Here is a 17,208-nt window from a genome sequence, read left to right on the forward strand (position 1 = left end):
CTTGAGGAATCGGAACATGAAGAAGCTCTCCATCATCACCTCCACCGCAGCGCTCGCGATCGGCGCGGCGCTCGTGCTGACCGGGTGCGGCTCGCACGCCTCGACGGGCGCATCGGCGAAGTCGCCGAGCAGCGGCCAGTCGCAGGCGCAGGGCGGCGGCCAGCGCGGCGGATTCGGCGGCGCGGGCGGCGGGACCGTCGGCCAGATCGCTGCGATCGACGGCACGACGCTGCAGGTGCAGGACTCGTCGTCGCAGACCGCGGTGTCGTACTCGTCGTCGACGGCGATCACGAAGACCGTGAGCGTCGACCTCTCGGCCGTGACGGTCGGGTCCTGCGTCACTGCGACCACGATGCCGGCAGGCGGCACGAGCGGGTCCGGGTCCTCTGGTTCGAGTTCAGGCTCGAGCTCGGCGGATGCCGCGGTGACCAGTGTCTCGATCTCGCAGCCGACCAACGGCAGCTGCACCACCGGGTTCTCTGGCGGGCAGGGCGGTGCGCGCCCCACCGACCGCCCGAGCAACAGGCCGAGCAACAGGCCGAGCGGCCGTCCCTCGGGCGCCCCGTCGGGTGGCTTCCGCGGCGGTGACTTCGTCGCGCCGACGACCGGCCAGGTGACCGCGGTGAGCGGTTCGACGATCACCGTGAACGCGCTCGACTTCCAGACGCAGAAGACCGCCTCGAAGTCCGTGACGGTGGACTCGTCGACGAAGTACAGCGAGACGCAGTCGGGTGCGGCATCCGATCTCGTCGTCGGCCAGTGCGTGGTGGCTCGCGGCAAGGCGGACGACTCTGGCACCGTGGCCGCGACGGCGCTGACCGTCTCGGCGCCGGTGAACGGCAGCTGCACCACCGGGTTCGGCGGCTTCGGCGGGCGCGGCGGCTTCGGCGGCGGCCAGCGCGGCGGCAACGGCGGCACCAGCGGCACCGGTTCGCAGAGCGGCACCACCAATGGCTGACGCCCGGCGCATGCGCAGCACGCGCCGGCGGCGCGTGATCACGGCGAGCGTCGCGATCGGCGTGGCCCTCTGCCTCGCCGGCGGCGGCGGCGCATGGGCCGCCCTGCGCCCGCATGGCCCGAGCTTCCGCGTCGCGTCTGCCGAGAAGGGGGATGTGACGCAGACCGCATCCCTCGCCGGCACCGTCGCTTCGGCCACGCGGGCCGACCGCGCCTTCCAGGTCTCCGGCACGGTGTCGGCCGTCGACGTGAAGGTCGGCGACAAGGTCACCGCCGGGCAGACGCTCGCAACGCTCGACACCTCGATGCTCAACGACACGGTGACCCAGTCGCAGCAGTCGGTCACGACGGCGCAGCAGAAGCTCAACGACGACCTCGCCTCGCAGACGGGCAGCACGACGTCGAGCTCGACGACGGCGAGCGCGGCCAGTACGACGGATGCCGACAGCGACGGCCTCGCACTCGGGACCTTCGTCGCGGCGGCGGCGCCGAGCGGCTCGACCGACCTCAGCGCCGACATCGCGGCCGTCCAGAGCGCTCAGAGCGCCCTGATCGACCTGTTCACCGGCAGCAGCGGAGTCGAGGCGCTGACCGCGGACGCGCAGGGGCAGCTGACCGCGCTGCAGACGGCGTTGACCGGGCTCGGCGCCTCAACCGAGTGCGCGGCGTTCGCCAACGATCAGGACGTCTCTCAGGCGAGCACTGACCTCACCACCTGCAAGAGCCAGGTCGCGGCAGCGCTCGCGGCAGCTGCGACGGGCGGCGCGAGCCCGTCGACTTCCTCGGCGCTCACGCAGCTGACGACCGACCTCACGGCGCTCTCCGACCTCAGCACGAAGATCGACGACGCCAAGACGACGCTCGACGATGCCGTGACCAAACTGCAGAACGACGCGAACGCGGTCGCGACGTCGACGCCGACGCAGCCCGCGCAGGGTTCGCAGCCGAGCTCCGGCTCGGGTTCGGGTTCGGGTTCGGGTAACGGTCCAAGTTCGGGTTCGGGCAAGGCGCCCAGCGGAAGTGGCGAAGGCACGAGCGGCATGTCGGGCTCCTCCGACTCGAAGAGCAACGGCGCGAGCCGCAGCGGCTCCGGGTCGAGCGGCGCGACCGGCACCTCGGGGAAGACCACGACACCGGCATCCGCCGAGCAGATCGTCGCGGACCAGGCATCCCTCGCCTCTGCTCAGGCCAATCTCGCGGTCGCGCAGCAGAACGTGAGCCTCGCCACACTGACCAGCCCGATCGCAGGAACGGTCGCGGCCGTGGGGGTGTCGGCCGGGTCATCCGTCACCGCGAAGTCGACCAGCCAGGTCATCAGCGTCATCGGCGACAGCGGCTGGATCGTCGACACCGCCGTCACCGCCACCGCGCTCGGCCCGCTCAAGGTCGGCCAGAGCGCGACCGTCAACGTGTCGGGCGTCTCGGGTGCGCTGACCGGAAAGGTCACGGCGATCGGGTTCCTGAACACGGCGACGGATTCGTCGACGCCGTCCTACGACGTGACGCTTGCGCTCGCGGGCTCGGGCAGCGGGCTGCTGAACGGGGCATCCGCCCGCCTCACCGTCGACGTCGCCAAGGCGAGCGCTGTGCTCACCGTGCCGAGCTCTGCCGTGCATCTCGGCGCGGGCAACACGTACTCGGTCGATGTGCTCGCGGGCGGCAAGGCGGTCGCGCGCCAGGTGAAGGTCGGCGCGATCGGCTCGGACCGCACCCAGATCACGAGCGGGCTGTCCGCCGGCGACCAGGTGATCCTCGCCGATCTGTCGTCGACGGTCTCGAGCGACAGCACGCAGACGGGCACGGGGCGTTTCGGCGGTGGGGCGACCGGCGGGCTCGGCGGCGCACGCACCTTCGGTGGAGGCACCGGCGGCCTCGGGGGCGGCGGCTTCGGCGGCGGCCAGCGCGTCGAGCCGAAGATCGGCGGGTGACGCGTGCGCGGGTGAAACGTCGCTTCCGCGGGCGGCGTTTCACCCGCGCACGCGGCGTTTCACCCGCGCACGGCGTTCAGGGACCAGCCGGCGCGTCCCACCCCTGCTGCGGCGTCTCGCACGTCTCGCGGAACACGAACTGCGACGGCAGCTTGCGCTCGTGCGACGTCCAGTCGATGGCCGGGCGCCGGGCGTGCTCCGGCACGTAGCCGAGCCGGTACACGGCCATGAGCTCCAACGAATCCGGCACGTGCAACAGCGACACGATGCGCTCCCACTGCCCCGGCGCCTCCATCGGGAAGGAGATGAACTGGATGCCCATGCCGAGCTCGACCGTCGTCAGCCAGATGTTCTCCATCGCGGCGCCCATGCTGAACACGGAGTAGAACGACGACAGCTCGCCCGGCCGGTTCTCGCTGCGGTCGAGCATCACGCCGATGAGCAGCGGCGAGCCGGCGACGAGCTTCCGGTTCTCGTCCCCCAGCGTCTGCGGCACACGCAGCAGGTTCATCAGCTTCTGGCCGCGCGGCGTGAACGCCTGCGAGGTGAACGGGCGCAGCGGCGCGGGCAGCTTGTCGAACAGCATCCCGCTGCGCTTCTCATTCATCTCCGCCTGCGAGAACCGGAAATACGGCTTGTACCGCTCGAAGAAGGTGCCGTTCGACATCGCCGTCGTCATGCTCGTGCCGCTGATCTCGGCGATCTGCTCGATCGTCGCACGGTCCTCGACGAGCACGAAGCGCCACGGCTGGCTGTTCAGCTGGCTCGGCGCGCGGCCGGCCGCCTCGATCAAGAGCCGCTGATGCTCCTCCGACACCGGGTCCGGCAGGAACGGCCCGTTCGTCGTCTTGCGGCGCCGCACCACGTCAAGGAACTCCACGTCTTCCTCCTAAGCGAGCAGCGCGACGGCCGCGGCGATGTAGAACGGTGCGGGCACGAGACCGGTGATCGGATGCTGCGGCCCGCGCGTCCCGACGAACGGGATCAGCGCGAACGGGACGACCACAGGAAGCAGGATCCACCCCACGGGCGGCACGCGCCAGAGCCCGGCGGCGATCGCGGCAGCGGCGAGCACGAAGGTCGCGATGTAGAGCACATGATGCAGCCAGTGGAACGCGCTCGAGTCCACCCGGCGGCGTGCGACCAGCAGGCCGAGCGTGATGCTCGAGGCATAGCTGACGGATGCCACGGCCAGCGCCGCCCCGACGATCACCGCCAATCCTCGTGCACCAGCAAGAGCCGCCACGGGAACAGCCGCTCCACCCGCCAGCCGGGCGCCAGCGCCGCGAGCTCGCGTTCCGTGTAGCTGCGCCGGATCGACCGCAGCCCGTCGACGAGCGCGAACGAGTCGAGCGCGAACGGCAGCGCCCCGACGGCCCAGGCCGCGTAGGCGAGCCGGCTGCGCTCGATGTCGTCGTGGATCACAAGCCGCGCCCCGAAGCCCGAGCTGTCCGCGAGAAGCGCGTCGCGTTCCGCGTCGGCGAGGTGGTGCAGCACGTGGTTCGAGACCACCATGTCGAAGCGCTCGCCCGCACCCAGCAGCTCGTGCGAGGTCGCGGCGAGGTACCGCACCCGGCCACCGCGGTCGACGCCGCGCGCGAAGCGAAGCGCACGCTCGTCGGGGTCGATCGCGGTGACGTCGAGGCGCAGCCCGTCGGCATCCGCCCACGCCGCCAGGGCGCGTGGGATGTCGCCGCCGCCGAACCCGACATCGAGCAGGCGCGTGCCGCCTGAGGCATCCGCCAGCAGAGGCCGCACCCGCCGCACATAGAGTCGCCGCCAACCGCTGACGACCCGGTTGGCGAGCGCGAAGTGGCGATAGGTCGCGAACAGTCGGGCCTCGTCGCACGGGCCGTCCATGATCTCGGCGAGCTCGGGCGCCCGGACACCGAAGGTCACGAGCCGCCCTCGACGGTGAACAGCCCCGACTCGACCGTGACGCCGGGCCCGAACGCGGTCGCCACAACGCGCTCGCCGGCGCGCGCCGTACGCAGCACCCGCTCGAGGATGAACAGCACCGTCGGCGACGACATGTTCCCGAACTCGCGCAGCACGGCGCGGGACGGTGCGAGCTGCTCGTCGGACAGCCCGAGCGCCTGCTGCGAGCGGTCGAGGATCGCGCGGCCGCCGGGGTGGATCGCCCAGTGCTCGATCAGCGACCAGCTCTCGCCCGGGTCGAGCGGCGCGAGCGCAGCCCCGATCTCGTGCTCGAGCAGCTTCGGCATGTAGGTGCTGAGGGCGAGGTCGAAGCCCTGGTCGCCGACCGTCCAGGTGAGCTCCGCCTCGCTCGCGGGCCCGGCCAGCGCAGAGTGCAGCGCGTCGATGCGGAGCCCGGCGCGCGGGTGCGAGGCCACGATGGCCGCTGCCGCCCCGTCGGCGAACACCGAGCCGGAGATGATCTGGTCCGGGTCCTCCGATGAGCGCAGGTGCAGGGTGCACAGCTCGACGCAGACGACGAGCACGACGGCCGCCGGGTCGGCGCGGCAGGCGTCGACGGCGGCACGCAGTGCGGGGAACGCGCCGTGGCAGCCCATGAACCCGATGTTCAGGCGGCGCGCATCCGACCTGAGCCCCAGCCCGCGCACCAGCGCCACGTCGGGCCCCGGCGCGAAGAATCCGGTGCACGACACGGTGATCACATGCGTCACCTCGGCGGCCGTGACGGGGGCGGATGCCAGTGCGGAACGCGCCGCGGCGAGCGCGAGCGGCGTGCTCTGGCGCACGTACTCGTCGTTGCGCTGACCCGTCGTCGGCCGCAGCAGGCGCGACGTCGCGGCGTCGAAGAAGACGGGAGGCGCGCCGGCCGCGGCATCCGCACGGCTCGCGTCCCCCGTGCCGCTCATGCCGGCCGCGCCGCCCATGAGTCCCGCGAACTCCGCGATCACCGTGTGCCGCTCGTCGATCGCCGACCCGTCGACCGCGGCGCTGATCAGCCGCTGCGCGACCCTGCCGATCCCGGGCTGCGCGAGCAGGATCTCGCGGGCGGCGCGCTGCGGCACCACATACGGCGGCACAGCGGTGCCGATCGCGACGATGCGGGCATCTGCCATGGTCAGGGGATCAGCACGATCTTGCCGCCGGGGTGGCCGGTCTCGATCAGCTCGTGGGCGCGGGGCGCATCGGCGAGCGCGAAGCTCTCGGCGAGCTCGACTGCGAAGCGGCCGTCGGCGAAGAGCCCGGCCGTGTACGGGATCGCCTCGTCGCGCAGCGCGTTGGCCTCCGGCGTCATCGACCCGGGCAGCCCGCCGCTGAACACGGTGACGCCGTATTCTGCGGCCCAGCCCGGCACGACGATCTCGACGATGCGGGCGCGGTCGGCGACGAGGGCGAGCGACGCGCCGATCGCGTCGAGCGTCCCGGCGGCCTCGAGCACCTGGTCGATGCCCTGCGGCGCGACCGCACGCACCCGATCGAGCAGCCCGTCGCCGTACGTCACGGGCACCGCGCCGAGCGCACGCAGCCTGTCGTGGTTCGTCTCGCTCGCGGTCGCGACGACGTTCGCACCCCAGAGCCTCGCGTACTGGATCGCCGCCTGCCCGACCGCGCCCGCGCCCGCGTGCACGAGCAGCGTCTCGCCAGGTGCGAGGCCCGCCGATTTCAGGCATTGATAGGCGGTGGATGCCGGCACGCCGAGCGCCGCCCCCTGGGCGAAGCTCACTGCGGGCGGCTTCGGCGTCCACTTCGCGGCGGGACCGGTGACGTACTCGGCGTAGGTGCCGGGCTGGCCCCAGCCGATGACCTCGTCGCCGACCTCGAACGACGCACCGTCGCCGACCGCGACGACCTCGCCCGCGGCATCCGACCCCAATCTCTTCGGCTCGGTGATCTCGCCACGCGTGCCTTTGCGGATCTTCGTGTCGACCGGGTTCACCCCGGCCGCGCGCACGCGCACGAGCACCTCGCCCGGCCCCGGCGCCACGACCGGCACCTCGCGCACCTCGAGGACCTCGGGCCCGCCGGCGCGGGTGATCAGAACGGCTTCGGCGAGAGCGGGGAACGACATGTCTTCATCCTGTCGCGGTGATGAAGGCGCTGAAAGGGGTACCTCTCGCACGCGGGACATGCATAGGGTCGAAGCAATGGGGATACTCGGTCGATTCGGTGCGCTGATCGGCTTCGTCATCGCTGCAGCGGTGGCGGGGGTGCTTGCTGCGGCCACGCTCGCGCCGTTCGCGGTGATCGGCTCGGACGGCGTGCAAGGCACGCTCGGCACCTATTTCGCGATGCCGGACTACCTCAAGATCGACACCCCGCAGCAGATCAGCACGCTGTACGCGCAGACCGACGGGCAGGGCCACGAGCAGCCCATCGCGACCTTCTACTCGCAGGACCGCGTAGACGTCGACCCCGATCAGATCTCGCAGACCATCAAGGACGCGGCGATCGACACCGAGGACCCGCGCTTCTACGACGAGGGCGGCGTCGACATCATCGGCACGATCCGCGCGACGCTCGCGACGACGTTCGGGCACGGCGCCAACATCCAGGGCGGGTCGACGATCACGCAGCAGTACGTGAAGAACGTGCTCGTGCAGGAGTGCGAGCAGCTCGCGACGAAGAAGGCGATCGACAGCTGCTACCACAAGGCGATCGAGATCACGCCGGAGCGCAAGCTGCAGGAGATGCGATATGCGTCGGCCGTCGACCGGCAGTACTCGAAGGCGCAGGTGCTCACGGGCTACCTCAACATCGTCGGGCTGGGCGGCACGGTGTACGGCGTGCAGGCCGGAGCCAAGTACTACTTCAACACGGATGCCGCGCACCTGTCCGTCGCGCAGGCGGCCACCCTCGTCGCGATCCTCAACAACCCGTCGAACCTGCGCATCGACCAGCCGGGCAACGCGGCCAACGGGGCGAAGAACGGCTATGCGCTGACACTCGAGCGGCGCAACTACGTGCTCGGCAAGATGCGAACGCATGACTCGATCTCACAGGCGCAGTACGACGACGCGCTGAAGACGCCGATCACGCCGGCGATCACCCCGCAGGCATCCGGCTGCGCGGCCGCGACGCAGTTCGACGCCGCCTACTACTGCTCGTACGTGCGCGACGAGCTGCTCGCCGACCCGGCGCTCGGCAAGACCCAGGCCGATCGCGCGGCGCTGCTCAACACGGCCGGGCTGCAGATCCACACCCCCCTGCGGCTCGACCTGCAGACCTCCGCGCAGAAGGCGCTGAGCGACTACGTCCCGAAGTCTTCCCCGGGGGTGGATCTCGGAGGGGCTGACGTGACGATCCAGCCCGGCACGGGACAGATCATCACGATGGTGCAGAACACCGACTTCAGCAACAGCGCCCAGCCCGGAGCGACGAGCGTGAACTACAACGCAGACGAAGGCTATGGCGGATCGACCGGATTCCAGACCGGTTCGACCTTCAAGGCGTTCACCCTCGCCGAATGGCTCAAGTCCGGACACACGCTCAGCCAGTCGGTCTCGACCACGGGGCGAAGCTTCTCCTTCTCGGCCTTCCACAACAGCTGCTGGAACATCGGCAGCGGCCGGCAGGTCTGGTCGGTGCAGAACAACGACAACGAGCAGGTGCCCGCCGCGATGACCGTGCAGCAGGCGACGGCCGAGTCCATCAACACCGCCTTCGCCCACATGGGCATGCAGCTCGACCTGTGCGCGATCGCGAACGACGCGTTCTCGATGGGCATCCACATGGCCGATCCCGACTGGGAGTTCAAAGAGGGCCCGTCGGAGATCCTCGGCACCAACGAGCTCTCCCCTCTGGACATGGCCGAGGCATACGCCGGCTTCTCGAACGGCGGCACCGTCTGCACCCCCGTCGCCGTGACGAAGATCGTGGACGACACCGGCAAGAACGTGCCGTTCACCGGCTCGCAGTGCACGCCGAGCACGAGCATCCCCTCGAACGTCGCCAACACCGTCGAGTACGCGCTGCAGTCGGTGCTCAAGCCGGGCGGGACCGCGGCGAGCGCGGCCCCGAACGACGGTGTGCCCCTGTTCGCCAAGACCGGGACCACCGACGGCGACGAGCAGAACTGGCTGGTCACCTCGTCGACGAACTACACGACGGCGATCTGGGTAGGCAATGCGAGCGGCCACGTCGGGTTGGAGCACTACGGCCTGCTCAAAGGCACGACCGGCTACACGGTGAAGTTCTCGATCGGCCACGAACTGCTGCCCGTGCTCGACGCGGCATTCGGCGGGAACCCGCTGCCCGCCCCCGACCCTGCGCTCGTCGGCGCACCCAAGCCCAAGCCGAAGCCCAGCCCGTCCGCCTCGCCGCCCGGCGCACCGCCTGCCGCACCCGAACCAGCACCCGCACCCGCCCAGCCGGGTCCCGGTTCTGATCCCGGCCCGGCCCCCGGCCCCGGCGGCCCGGGCGGCGGCCATGGCGACGGTCACTGACCCGCCACGGCCCGGTCGTCACTTATTCGCCGAAATCGCCCTCGCAGCGCGACTTTCCGACGACCTGTCGTCGCGCACCGCGTCGGGTCGCCACGAAGTCGGCCGATGCCACATGAATGCGCGACTTTGTGACGACCGAGGTCAGGCGACCGTGCCCGCGTAGCTCTCGAACTCGGGGCGGGCCAGCCGGTTCACAGAAGGCCAGAGCTCGGCGATCACCTCGAGGCCGCGCTGCAGGTTCTCGGGGTCTGCCGCGATCGGAATCCGCAGATTGCGCTCGAACGCGCCGTCCATTCCGAAGCGCGGGCCCGCCGCCACGAGCAGCCCGCGTGCGTGCGCGGCGAGCGCGAGCTGCGAGCTGACCGGCGCGCCGAGGTTCACCCAGGCGGCGAGTCCGCCTTCCAGGCGGGGCGGGAAGGTCCAGTCCGGCAGCAGCTCGGCGATTGCCGTGCGCGCCGTCTCGCGCCCTGCGCGCAACTGCTCACGGCGCTCCTCGGCGATCTCGGCCGAGCGCGGCAGCAGGCGCGACACCACGAGCTGCTCGAAGACGGGAACAGCGAGGTCGCTCGAACCGCGGTGGGTCGCGATGCGCCGCGCGAGCTGAGGCGTCGCCCGCAGCCACCCGATGCGCAGGCCGCCCCAGATCTGCTTGCTCGCCGAGCCGATGAGCACCACCTCGGCACCGTGCGCGTCGGCCAGCGTGCCGATCGGCGGCAGCACGGCGCGCCGGTCGATGTCCATCTCGCTCGTCGCCTCGTCGGCGATCACGATCGTGCCGGCTGCGGCGGCCGCCTCGAGGAAGCGCTCGCGGTCGTGCACCGACATCGAGCGCCCGGTCGGGTTCTGGAAGTCGGGCATCGTGTAGGCGACGGTCGGCGCAGACCGCTGGAAGACGGCCTCGAGCGAGGTCAGATCCCACCCGTCCTCGACGGTCACCGGTGTCGTGATGAGCCGCGCGCCCGCGTCGCGCAGCGCGTCGTACGCGTTCGGGTACGACGGGCTCTCGGCCCATACCCGGTCGCCGCGGTTCACGAGCGCCTTCGCGGCGAGGAAGATCGCGCTCTGCGAGCCGGTCGTCACGACGATCTGGTCGGGGTCGGTCGGCAGGCCGCGCCGCCCGTACCAGTCGGCGATGGCCGCCCGCAGCTCGGGCTGGCCGATGCCGTCGTAGCCGAGCGTTCCGAAGTGACCGCGGTAGTCGTCGAGCAGCTCGTCGTCGAGCACGGTCGACAGCAGCTTCGTCGCGGGCAGCGACGCGTGCGTGAATCCGATCAGAGTGCCGGTCACCGCCGGCAGGCCGGGGCGGCCGTGCGGCAGCTGCGTCGTCGTGCCCGACCCCTGCACGCTCGCGGCGAACCCGGCCTCGCGCAGCCGACGATAGGCGGCGGCGACGGTCGTGCGGCTCAGCTCGAGCGACTCGGCGAGCTCGCGCTCCGCTGGCAGGCGGATCCCCGTCGAGATGCGCCCGTCGAGCAGCAGCAGCCGAACCCGGTCCGACAGCGACTCGTATGCGGGCGCGTCGCTACGCCAGTCCCCCAGCAGATCCCGCAGTGCCCGTGCTCCGATGCGACCTCGTGTCATGTGTGCCAATTTATCGCAATTGGATGCTTGATTGCCAGTCAATCTCGATATTGGATCGACTAACTCAGTCCACTTATCGCAAGGCATCCCATGAGCACCATTATTGGCTTTCTTGTCTGTACCGCCCTCTCCCTCGGCACCATCGCCGCCCTGTTCCGCATCGGCATGCGCGATGGCGACGTCTTCGGCGATGCCCTCGTCCGCGTCCGCCCCATGCGCCTGGCCGCCGAGGGCGGCAGCACCCTCTACGCCGAGGTCGAGATCGACAACCAGAACGACAGCCCGGTCATGGTGACGGCACGGGTGCGGCCGGCATCCCTCGCATCGCTCTTCTTCCTCGACTCCGTGACCCGCCGCACCGCACTCGCGCACCGCGACCGGATCGAGGGCCTCGAGCTGCTCGGTGCGGTCGAGGGGCGCGGCGTGAAGCGCTTCCTGCTCGCTGCGCCGACGGGGGACGTGCGCGCGCTACGGGTGACGGCGATCGTCGACCAGGTCGGCGGCCGCACTCGTGTCGTGACGACCAACGTGCACGTCGCGCGCGCTCTCGACGGGGTGCTGCCCGGCGTCCGCAGCGTCGTACCTCGTCGGTAGGAACCGCACCGCCTGCGCCGCCAGGGCATTGTCCCGGCGGCGCAGGCGCGCGATCCGGCGGTCGTCGCGCAGGGGCAGGCGGATCTGCCGCATGGCGTCCTCGCCTAGACGCAGCTCCCGCACGCGCTCGAGCTCGACGTCGAGCCCGGCGCCGAAGATCAGCATCAGATTCATCAGCCACAGCCACACGAGGAAGACGGCCAGCCCGGCGAGCGCTCCGTATTCGCGATGGAACGTCGGGAAGTGCGACACGTAGAACACGAGAACGGCGGATGCCGCGGCCATCAGCACGAGCGCCGTGCTGCCGCCTGCGGTCAGCCAGCGCAGCCGAGGCTGGCGGATGTTCGGCGTGCCCCAGTAGAGCAGCACCACGATCACGAGCATCGCCGCTGCCGCGATCGCCCAGCGCGCGACGGACCACACCGCGAACGCGAGATCGCCGATGTTCGCGATGCCACGCGGGCCGAACACCGGCCCGGAGAAGAGCAGCACGAACAGCACGAGGGCGGCGAGGCACACGATCGCGATCGTGATGGCCAGCTGCGAGAGCCGGTACTTCGGATAGCTGCGTCCTTCCTGCACCCCGTAGACGCGGTTCAGCGCGCCACCGAACGCAGCGACATAGCGCGAGGCCGTCCAGAGGGCGACGAGCACACCCACCGCGGTGCCGAGGCCGGCACCGGCGCCGCCGAGCCCCGCGAGGTGCTCGATGGCCTGGCGGAAGGGCGCGACCAGATCGTTCGGCGCGATCCCATCGGCGAACGCCACCACGGCGTCGGCGGTGCGCCGGCCCTCGCCCGCGAGCCCGAAGATGCCGAACACGGCGAGCAGCGCCGGGAAGATCGACAGCACGCTGAAGAACGCGAGCGTGCCGGCGATGTCGACGACGCGCTCGACGAGCAGCACATGGATGGTGCGGCGCAGCGCGTAGCGCCACGCGGACGGTCGGGCGGCCATGCCCGGCAGGTACCCGGGTTCGGCGGGGCGGATGCGCGGTCTACGCCTCGAGCTCGACCGTCTCACCCGGGTCGAGCACGCGCAGCAGGTGGCCGAGGTCCGCGTCGTCGAACGCCTCGACCACCTCGGCGACGCCCTCCGTGAAGTGCGCCCAGCCCTCCGCGTGCACGGGCACGACCCAGACCGGGTCGAGCAGCGCGGCCGCCCGCGCCGCCTTCCGCCCGCCGAGCGTCAGGTACGCGTCGAGGCGTGCGGTGCGGGCGCGCCCGCAGAACAGCACGGCGCCGTCGATCGGCCCCAGGTTGTCGGCCACCTCGTCGACGACCCGCAGCGACGCGTTGTCGCCGCTGACGTAGATCGTCGGCAGCCCCTCGGCCGCCAGCACGAAGCCGATCACCGGCCCCGACGACGCGTCGAACCCCGTCGGCCCGTGCACCGCAGGCGTGCCATGCACCGTGACGACCCCGCCACCCGGCCGGGCGAGCTCGACGTGGTGCCACGGGTCGAGCACGACCGTGTCCGCGACGTCGAGGCGACCGGCCGCGGCATCCGTCGTGATCACCTGCGGCACCCGCGCGAGCAGCGCGCGGCCCGCATCGTCGAGATTGTCGGGATGCTGATCGTGCGAGAGCAGGACGGCATCGATGACCCCCAGGGCGGATGCCGCGACCGCCGGCCCCGTCAGCTTGGTCAGCGACCGGCCGGGCCCGATCGGGTGCTCACCCGGCGGGTCGAAGGTCGGGTCGGTCAGCAGCCGCAGGCCGCCGTACTCGATGAGCACGGTCGGCCCGCCGACCAGCGTGATGCGCACGGGCTCGAGGTCACCGGTCATTGCGTCCCCAACGTGATCGTCGTGTCGTGCGACGAACCGTCGCGCACATACGTGACCGAGACCCGGTCACCTGGTTGCGCCGTCGACACGAGCGCCGAGATCGACGAAAGGTCCGTGGCACGGTGGCCCTGCACGTGCGTGATGATGTCGCCGACCTGCAGCCCGGCCGCCTCGGCGGGGCCGTCCGAGGAGACCGCCTGCACGAACAGGCCGACGGGCTGACCGCTCTGCGTCGTGACCGGGGCCACCTGCATGCCCACGTAGGCGTGGCCGAGCGGCTCGCCCCTGATGATCCGCGTCGCGATGAGCGCGGTCAGGTTCGCAGGCACCGCGAAGCCGATGCCGACGCTGCCGCCACCGCCCTGGCCCGCCTCGTTCGGCACGGTTGCGATCGCCGTGTTGACGCCGATGAGCCGACCGCGGCAGTCGACGAGCGCACCGCCCGAGTTGCCGGGGTTGATCGAGGCGTCGGTCTGCAGCGCGCCCTGCAGGACCGTCGTCGTGCCACCGTCGCTCGGAACGGGCACGTTGCGGTCGAGGGCGCTGACGATGCCCGACGTCACCGTGCTGGACAGTCCGAGAGGAGCGCCGAGGGCGACCACCGGCTGCCCGACGACGACGCGATCGGAGTTCGCGAACGTGAGCACCGGCAGGCTGCGGTTCGCGTCGACCTTGAGCACCGCAAGGTCGGTGCGGGGGTCGCGACCCGTGAGCTCGGCCGGCAGCGTGGCTCCGTTCGAGAACGTCACGGAGATCTCGCCCCCGTCGGCTGCGGACGAGATGACGTGGTTGTTCGTGACGATGTAGCCGTTCGCCCTGATCACCTCGCCGCTGCCGACGCCGCTCGCTCCGCTCGCGCTGACGGTCGACACCGTCACCACGGTGGGCAGGACGGTACGGGCGATATGCACCGTGTCGCACCCCGACGCCGTCGACGCGTTCGCGCTCACCGCGCCCGTGCCGTGCAGGGCGAGCGCGGTGCCCGCGCCGCCCGCCGCGCCGAGCACCAGCGCGGCGACGACGGTTCCGATCAGTGTCCAGCGCAGGCGGCGACCGAGCGGATGCTTCGCCGGCGGCTGCGGCGCGCCGCCCTCCGGCTCGGCCGGCGTCGGCGCCGACGGCTGCGGCGAACCCGCCGGCTGCGGCTCGGGCCGGTCTGCCCCAGGCATCCGCTCGCTCATCGCTGCACCCCCTGGTCGCCGATGCTGCGCGTCAGCCGCTTGTTCACCTCGGCGAGCAGGAAGATGACGATCGCGAGCAGCGCCGACAGCCCCCACTGATGCCAGTCGATGGGGCCCGAGCCGAACCAGTCGTGCATGAACGGCAGATATACGAACGCGAGCTGCAGCACGATGAGCGCGCCGGCCGAGATGTAGATGACCCTGTTGCCGCGGAACACCGCCAGCGTGAGGCTCGACTGGTCGAGGAAGCGGCAGCTGAACAGATACGCGAGCTGGCACAGCGCGAGCGTCGTGACCGCGGTCGTCTGCGACTGGGCGAGCGTCTCGCCATAGCCGATCTCGAAATAGAACGTGAACAGCGTCGCGGCGCCGATGAGCAGCGACACGACGCCGATGCGCACGCCCATGCGGGCGTCGAGCAGCGGCGCGTTCTTGCCGCGCGGCGGCTGGTCCATGAGCCCGGGCTCGGCGCCCGCCCCGGCGAGCGAGAGCGACAGGGTCACCGAGGTCGCCATGTTGATCCAGAGCACCTGCACCGGCTCGAGCGGCAGCTGCGTCGCCCCGACGAGCACCGCGATCAGGATCACGAGGGCCTGCGCGCCGTTCGTCGGCAGCAGGAACAGGATCGACTTGCGGATGTTCGAGTAGATCCGCCGCCCCTCCTCGACGGCCCGCTCGATGGTCGCGAAGTTGTCGTCGGTGAGCACGAGGTCGGCGGCCTCCTTGGTCGCCTCGGTGCCCTTGAGGCCCATCGCGACGCCGACGTCGGCCTGCGTCAGCGCCGGCGCGTCGTTGACGCCGTCGCCGGTCATCGCAACGACCTCGCCCTCGTGCTGCAGCGCCGACACGATGCGGATCTTGTGCTCTGGGCTCGTGCGCGCGTACACGTCGACGTCGGCGGCCATGGCCCGCAGCTCGTCGTCGCTCATCGCCTCGAGCTCGGCGCCGGTGAGGACGCGCTGTCCTGCGTCCGCGCCAGACGTGATGCCCATCTCGCGCGCGATCGACAGCGCCGTGTCGGGGTGGTCGCCCGTGATCATCTTCACGGCGACGCCCGCCCGGTGGCTGGTCGCGATCGCGTTGATCGCCTCGGGGCGCGGCGGGTCGACGATGCCGACCACGCCGATGAACTCGAAGCCGCCCGTGAGATCGTCGTGCGAGAGCGCGCTCTGCGCAGGCGCCGCCCGCCGCCGCGCAGCCGCGAGCACGCGCAGGCCGCGCTGCCCGAGCTCGCTGATCTGCCGCTGCCAGTGCTCGAGGTCGATCGGCGCGGACGAGCCGTCGGGCTGCGTCTGCGTGCTCGCACGCGGCAGCACGCGGTCTGGCGCACCCTTGAGGAAGACGTATGCCTCCCCTGCGCCGCCGCGCGCCAGCACCGCCATGTACTTGGTCTCCGAGTCGAACGGCACCTCGGCCTCGCGCCGCCATGCCCCCGCGTCGACCTCTGCCTTGAGCCCGAGCACCGCGAGCGCCCCCTCCGTGGGCGCTCCGATGATGCGCCAGTCGCCCTCTGCGCCGACGACCCGTGCGTCATTGCACACCGCGACCGCCTCGGCGAGCGCGAGCAGGTCGGGGTTGGCGGATGCCGCGGCCGGCGCCCCCGCGCGCATGATCGCCCCGACCGGCTCGTAGCCCGTGCCCACGACGTCGTATTCGCGCGCCGCGGTGCGCACCGAGCGCGCGGTCATCTCGTTCTTGGTGAGCGTGCCGGTCTTGTCCGAGCAGATCACGGTCACCGAGCCGAGCGCCTCGACGGCGGGCAGGCGCCGGGTGATGGCGTTGCGGCGGGCCATCTGCTGCACGCCGAGTGCGAGCGTGATGGTGACCAGCGCGGGCAGCCCCTCCGGAATCGCGGCGACCGCGAAGCCGATGGCCGCAGACACGACCTCCTGCAGGCCGAAGCCGTGCCAGAAGAATCCGATCGCCGTCATCACGACGGTCATCGCGACGATGGTCCACGCGATCAGCCGGCCGAAGCGCGCGAGCGCGATCGCGAGCGGCGTCTCGACCGTCTCGACCTCGCTGACGAGGGTCTGGATGTGACCGATCTCGGTGTTCTCGCCCGTCGCCACGACGACCCCGCGGCCGGTGCCGGCAGCGACCAGCGTGCCGGAGAACATCATCGAGGTGCGGTCGCCGAGCTCAGCGCCGGGTGCGACGGCCTCGACGAACTTGGTCGCCGGCTCCGCCTCGCCCGTGAGCGCCGACTCGTCGACCTGCAGATTCGCTGCGTCGAGCAGCCTGAGGTCGGCCGGCACCCGGTCGCCGGCGCGCACGCGCACCACGTCGCCGGGCACGAGCTCCGCGGCATCCGCCTCGATCCAGACGCCGGCGCGCATCACATGCGCCTGCGTCGACAGCATGCCGCGGATCGCGTTGAGCGCCTGCTCCGCCCGCCCTTCCTGCACGAGCCCGATGACCGCGTTGATGATCGCGACGGCGAGGATCACGGCGAAGTCGACCCAGTCGCCGATGATCGCCTTCAGCAGCGCCGAGGCGAGAAGCACGTAGATCAGCACGTCTTTGAACTGCAGCAGAACGCGCTTCCACCACGGCGCGGGCTTCGGCGGGGTGAGCACATTGCGACCGTGCAGGGCGAGGCGACCGGATGCCTCAGCCGCAGTCAGCCCCGCCTCTGAACCCCCCAATTCGGCGAGCACTGCGTCGGACGTGGTCGCCCACGGTTCGCGGGTCTGGATCGTTCGATCGAGGTCCATGGAAATCAGTATGGTTCGCACGGTCGCCATGCGCTAGACTCGTCTTAGATACAAGACGCGTGGCACGTTGACAGTGAGGATGAG

At 71.1% G+C, this 17,208-nt stretch carries 13 protein-coding genes; 3 read left to right on the top strand and 10 right to left on the bottom strand.

Going from position 1 to position 17,208, the window contains the following annotated elements; all coding sequences use genetic code 11:
• Nucleotides 1-16 precede the first annotated feature (16 nt).
• Both D7I44_RS03790 and D7I44_RS03795 read left to right on the top strand, forming a co-directional pair.
• Nucleotides 17-958, top strand: a complete 942-nt coding sequence (locus tag D7I44_RS03790) for a DUF5666 domain-containing protein (RefSeq protein WP_120788262.1) — start codon at nucleotides 17-19, stop codon at nucleotides 956-958.
• Nucleotides 951-2,885 (top strand): efflux RND transporter periplasmic adaptor subunit, encoded by a 1,935-nt coding sequence (locus D7I44_RS03795; protein WP_120788263.1) that lies wholly within the window; start codon nucleotides 951-953, stop codon nucleotides 2,883-2,885. Before D7I44_RS03790 ends, D7I44_RS03795 begins: the two co-directional genes overlap by 8 nt.
• A gap of 76 nt (nucleotides 2,886-2,961) precedes the next feature.
• Here D7I44_RS03795 and D7I44_RS03800 read toward each other — a convergent pair whose 3' ends face one another.
• From D7I44_RS03800 to D7I44_RS03820, 5 genes are read right to left on the bottom strand one after another with little or no spacing between them, the layout of a single operon-like run.
• The gene (locus D7I44_RS03800) at nucleotides 2,962-3,765 is read right to left on the bottom strand and encodes a nitroreductase family protein (protein WP_120788264.1); all 804 of its coding nucleotides are present in this window, start codon (nucleotides 3,763-3,765) and stop codon (nucleotides 2,962-2,964) included.
• A gap of 9 nt (nucleotides 3,766-3,774) precedes the next feature.
• Entirely contained in the window at nucleotides 3,775-4,098 is a 324-nt protein-coding gene (locus D7I44_RS03805) for a hypothetical protein (RefSeq protein WP_120788265.1), read from the bottom strand.
• The gene (locus D7I44_RS03810) at nucleotides 4,095-4,784 is read right to left on the bottom strand and encodes a methyltransferase domain-containing protein (protein ID WP_245979991.1); all 690 of its coding nucleotides are present in this window, start codon (nucleotides 4,782-4,784) and stop codon (nucleotides 4,095-4,097) included. Before D7I44_RS03810 ends, D7I44_RS03805 begins: the two co-directional genes overlap by 4 nt.
• The gene (locus D7I44_RS03815; RefSeq protein WP_120788266.1) at nucleotides 4,781-5,935 is read right to left on the bottom strand and encodes a type III polyketide synthase; all 1,155 of its coding nucleotides are present in this window, start codon (nucleotides 5,933-5,935) and stop codon (nucleotides 4,781-4,783) included. Before D7I44_RS03815 ends, D7I44_RS03810 begins: the two co-directional genes overlap by 4 nt.
• A 2-nt stretch (nucleotides 5,936-5,937) precedes the next feature.
• A complete protein-coding gene (locus D7I44_RS03820) occupies nucleotides 5,938-6,888 on the bottom strand; it encodes a quinone oxidoreductase family protein (protein ID WP_120788267.1) in 951 nt (316 codons plus the stop codon).
• A 76-nt stretch (nucleotides 6,889-6,964) separates the two neighbouring features.
• Between D7I44_RS03820 and D7I44_RS03825 the strand changes: the two genes are divergently transcribed.
• Nucleotides 6,965-9,262: a transglycosylase domain-containing protein gene (locus D7I44_RS03825; protein WP_162940038.1), complete on the top strand. Its 2,298-nt coding sequence runs from the start codon at nucleotides 6,965-6,967 to the stop codon at nucleotides 9,260-9,262.
• Between the two features lie 141 nt (nucleotides 9,263-9,403).
• On the opposite strand, the gene yczR is transcribed toward D7I44_RS03825, so the two are convergent.
• From yczR to D7I44_RS03850, 5 genes are all read right to left on the bottom strand, one after another.
• Nucleotides 9,404-10,843: a MocR-like transcription factor YczR gene (yczR, locus tag D7I44_RS03830; RefSeq protein WP_162940039.1), complete on the bottom strand. Its 1,440-nt coding sequence runs from the start codon at nucleotides 10,841-10,843 to the stop codon at nucleotides 9,404-9,406.
• Nucleotides 10,844-11,311: 468 nt separating this feature from the next.
• On the bottom strand, nucleotides 11,312-12,394 hold the full coding sequence (locus D7I44_RS03835) for a YihY/virulence factor BrkB family protein (protein ID WP_120788270.1): 1,083 nt from the start codon (nucleotides 12,392-12,394) through the stop codon (nucleotides 11,312-11,314).
• Nucleotides 12,395-12,434: 40 nt separating this feature from the next.
• A complete protein-coding gene (locus tag D7I44_RS03840) occupies nucleotides 12,435-13,226 on the bottom strand; it encodes an MBL fold metallo-hydrolase (protein ID WP_120788271.1) in 792 nt (263 codons plus the stop codon).
• Nucleotides 13,223-14,395 (bottom strand): S1C family serine protease, encoded by a 1,173-nt coding sequence (locus D7I44_RS03845; RefSeq protein ID WP_162940040.1) that lies wholly within the window; start codon nucleotides 14,393-14,395, stop codon nucleotides 13,223-13,225. The genes D7I44_RS03840 and D7I44_RS03845 overlap by 4 nt, the downstream gene beginning before the upstream one ends.
• An 8-nt stretch (nucleotides 14,396-14,403) precedes the next feature.
• Entirely contained in the window at nucleotides 14,404-17,124 is a 2,721-nt protein-coding gene (locus D7I44_RS03850) for a cation-translocating P-type ATPase (RefSeq protein ID WP_120788273.1), read from the bottom strand.
• Between the last annotated feature and the right edge of the window lie 84 nt (nucleotides 17,125-17,208).

This window comes from Gryllotalpicola protaetiae, assembly GCF_003627055.1.
GTDB classification, from domain to species: Bacteria; Actinomycetota; Actinomycetes; order Actinomycetales; family Microbacteriaceae; genus Gryllotalpicola; species Gryllotalpicola protaetiae.

Bases quoted from the DNA above. Each gene is read 5' to 3' on its own strand.
- D7I44_RS03790 (WP_120788262.1), top strand. From the start codon at position 17: ATGAAGAAGCTCTCCATCATCACCTCCACCGCAGCGCTCGCGATCGGC.
- D7I44_RS03795 (WP_120788263.1), top strand. From the start codon at position 951: ATGGCTGACGCCCGGCGCATGCGCAGCACGCGCCGGCGGCGCGTGATC.
- D7I44_RS03815 (WP_120788266.1), bottom strand. From the start codon at position 5,935: ATGGCAGATGCCCGCATCGTCGCGATCGGCACCGCTGTGCCGCCGTAT.
- D7I44_RS03820 (WP_120788267.1), bottom strand. From the start codon at position 6,888: ATGTCGTTCCCCGCTCTCGCCGAAGCCGTTCTGATCACCCGCGCCGGC.
- D7I44_RS03825 (WP_162940038.1), top strand. From the start codon at position 6,965: ATGGGGATACTCGGTCGATTCGGTGCGCTGATCGGCTTCGTCATCGCT.
- yczR (WP_162940039.1), bottom strand. From the start codon at position 10,843: ATGACACGAGGTCGCATCGGAGCACGGGCACTGCGGGATCTGCTGGGG.
- D7I44_RS03835 (WP_120788270.1), bottom strand. From the start codon at position 12,394: ATGGCCGCCCGACCGTCCGCGTGGCGCTACGCGCTGCGCCGCACCATC.
- D7I44_RS03840 (WP_120788271.1), bottom strand. From the start codon at position 13,226: ATGACCGGTGACCTCGAGCCCGTGCGCATCACGCTGGTCGGCGGGCCG.
- D7I44_RS03845 (WP_162940040.1), bottom strand. From the start codon at position 14,395: ATGCCTGGGGCAGACCGGCCCGAGCCGCAGCCGGCGGGTTCGCCGCAG.
- D7I44_RS03850 (WP_120788273.1), bottom strand. From the start codon at position 17,124: ATGGACCTCGATCGAACGATCCAGACCCGCGAACCGTGGGCGACCACG.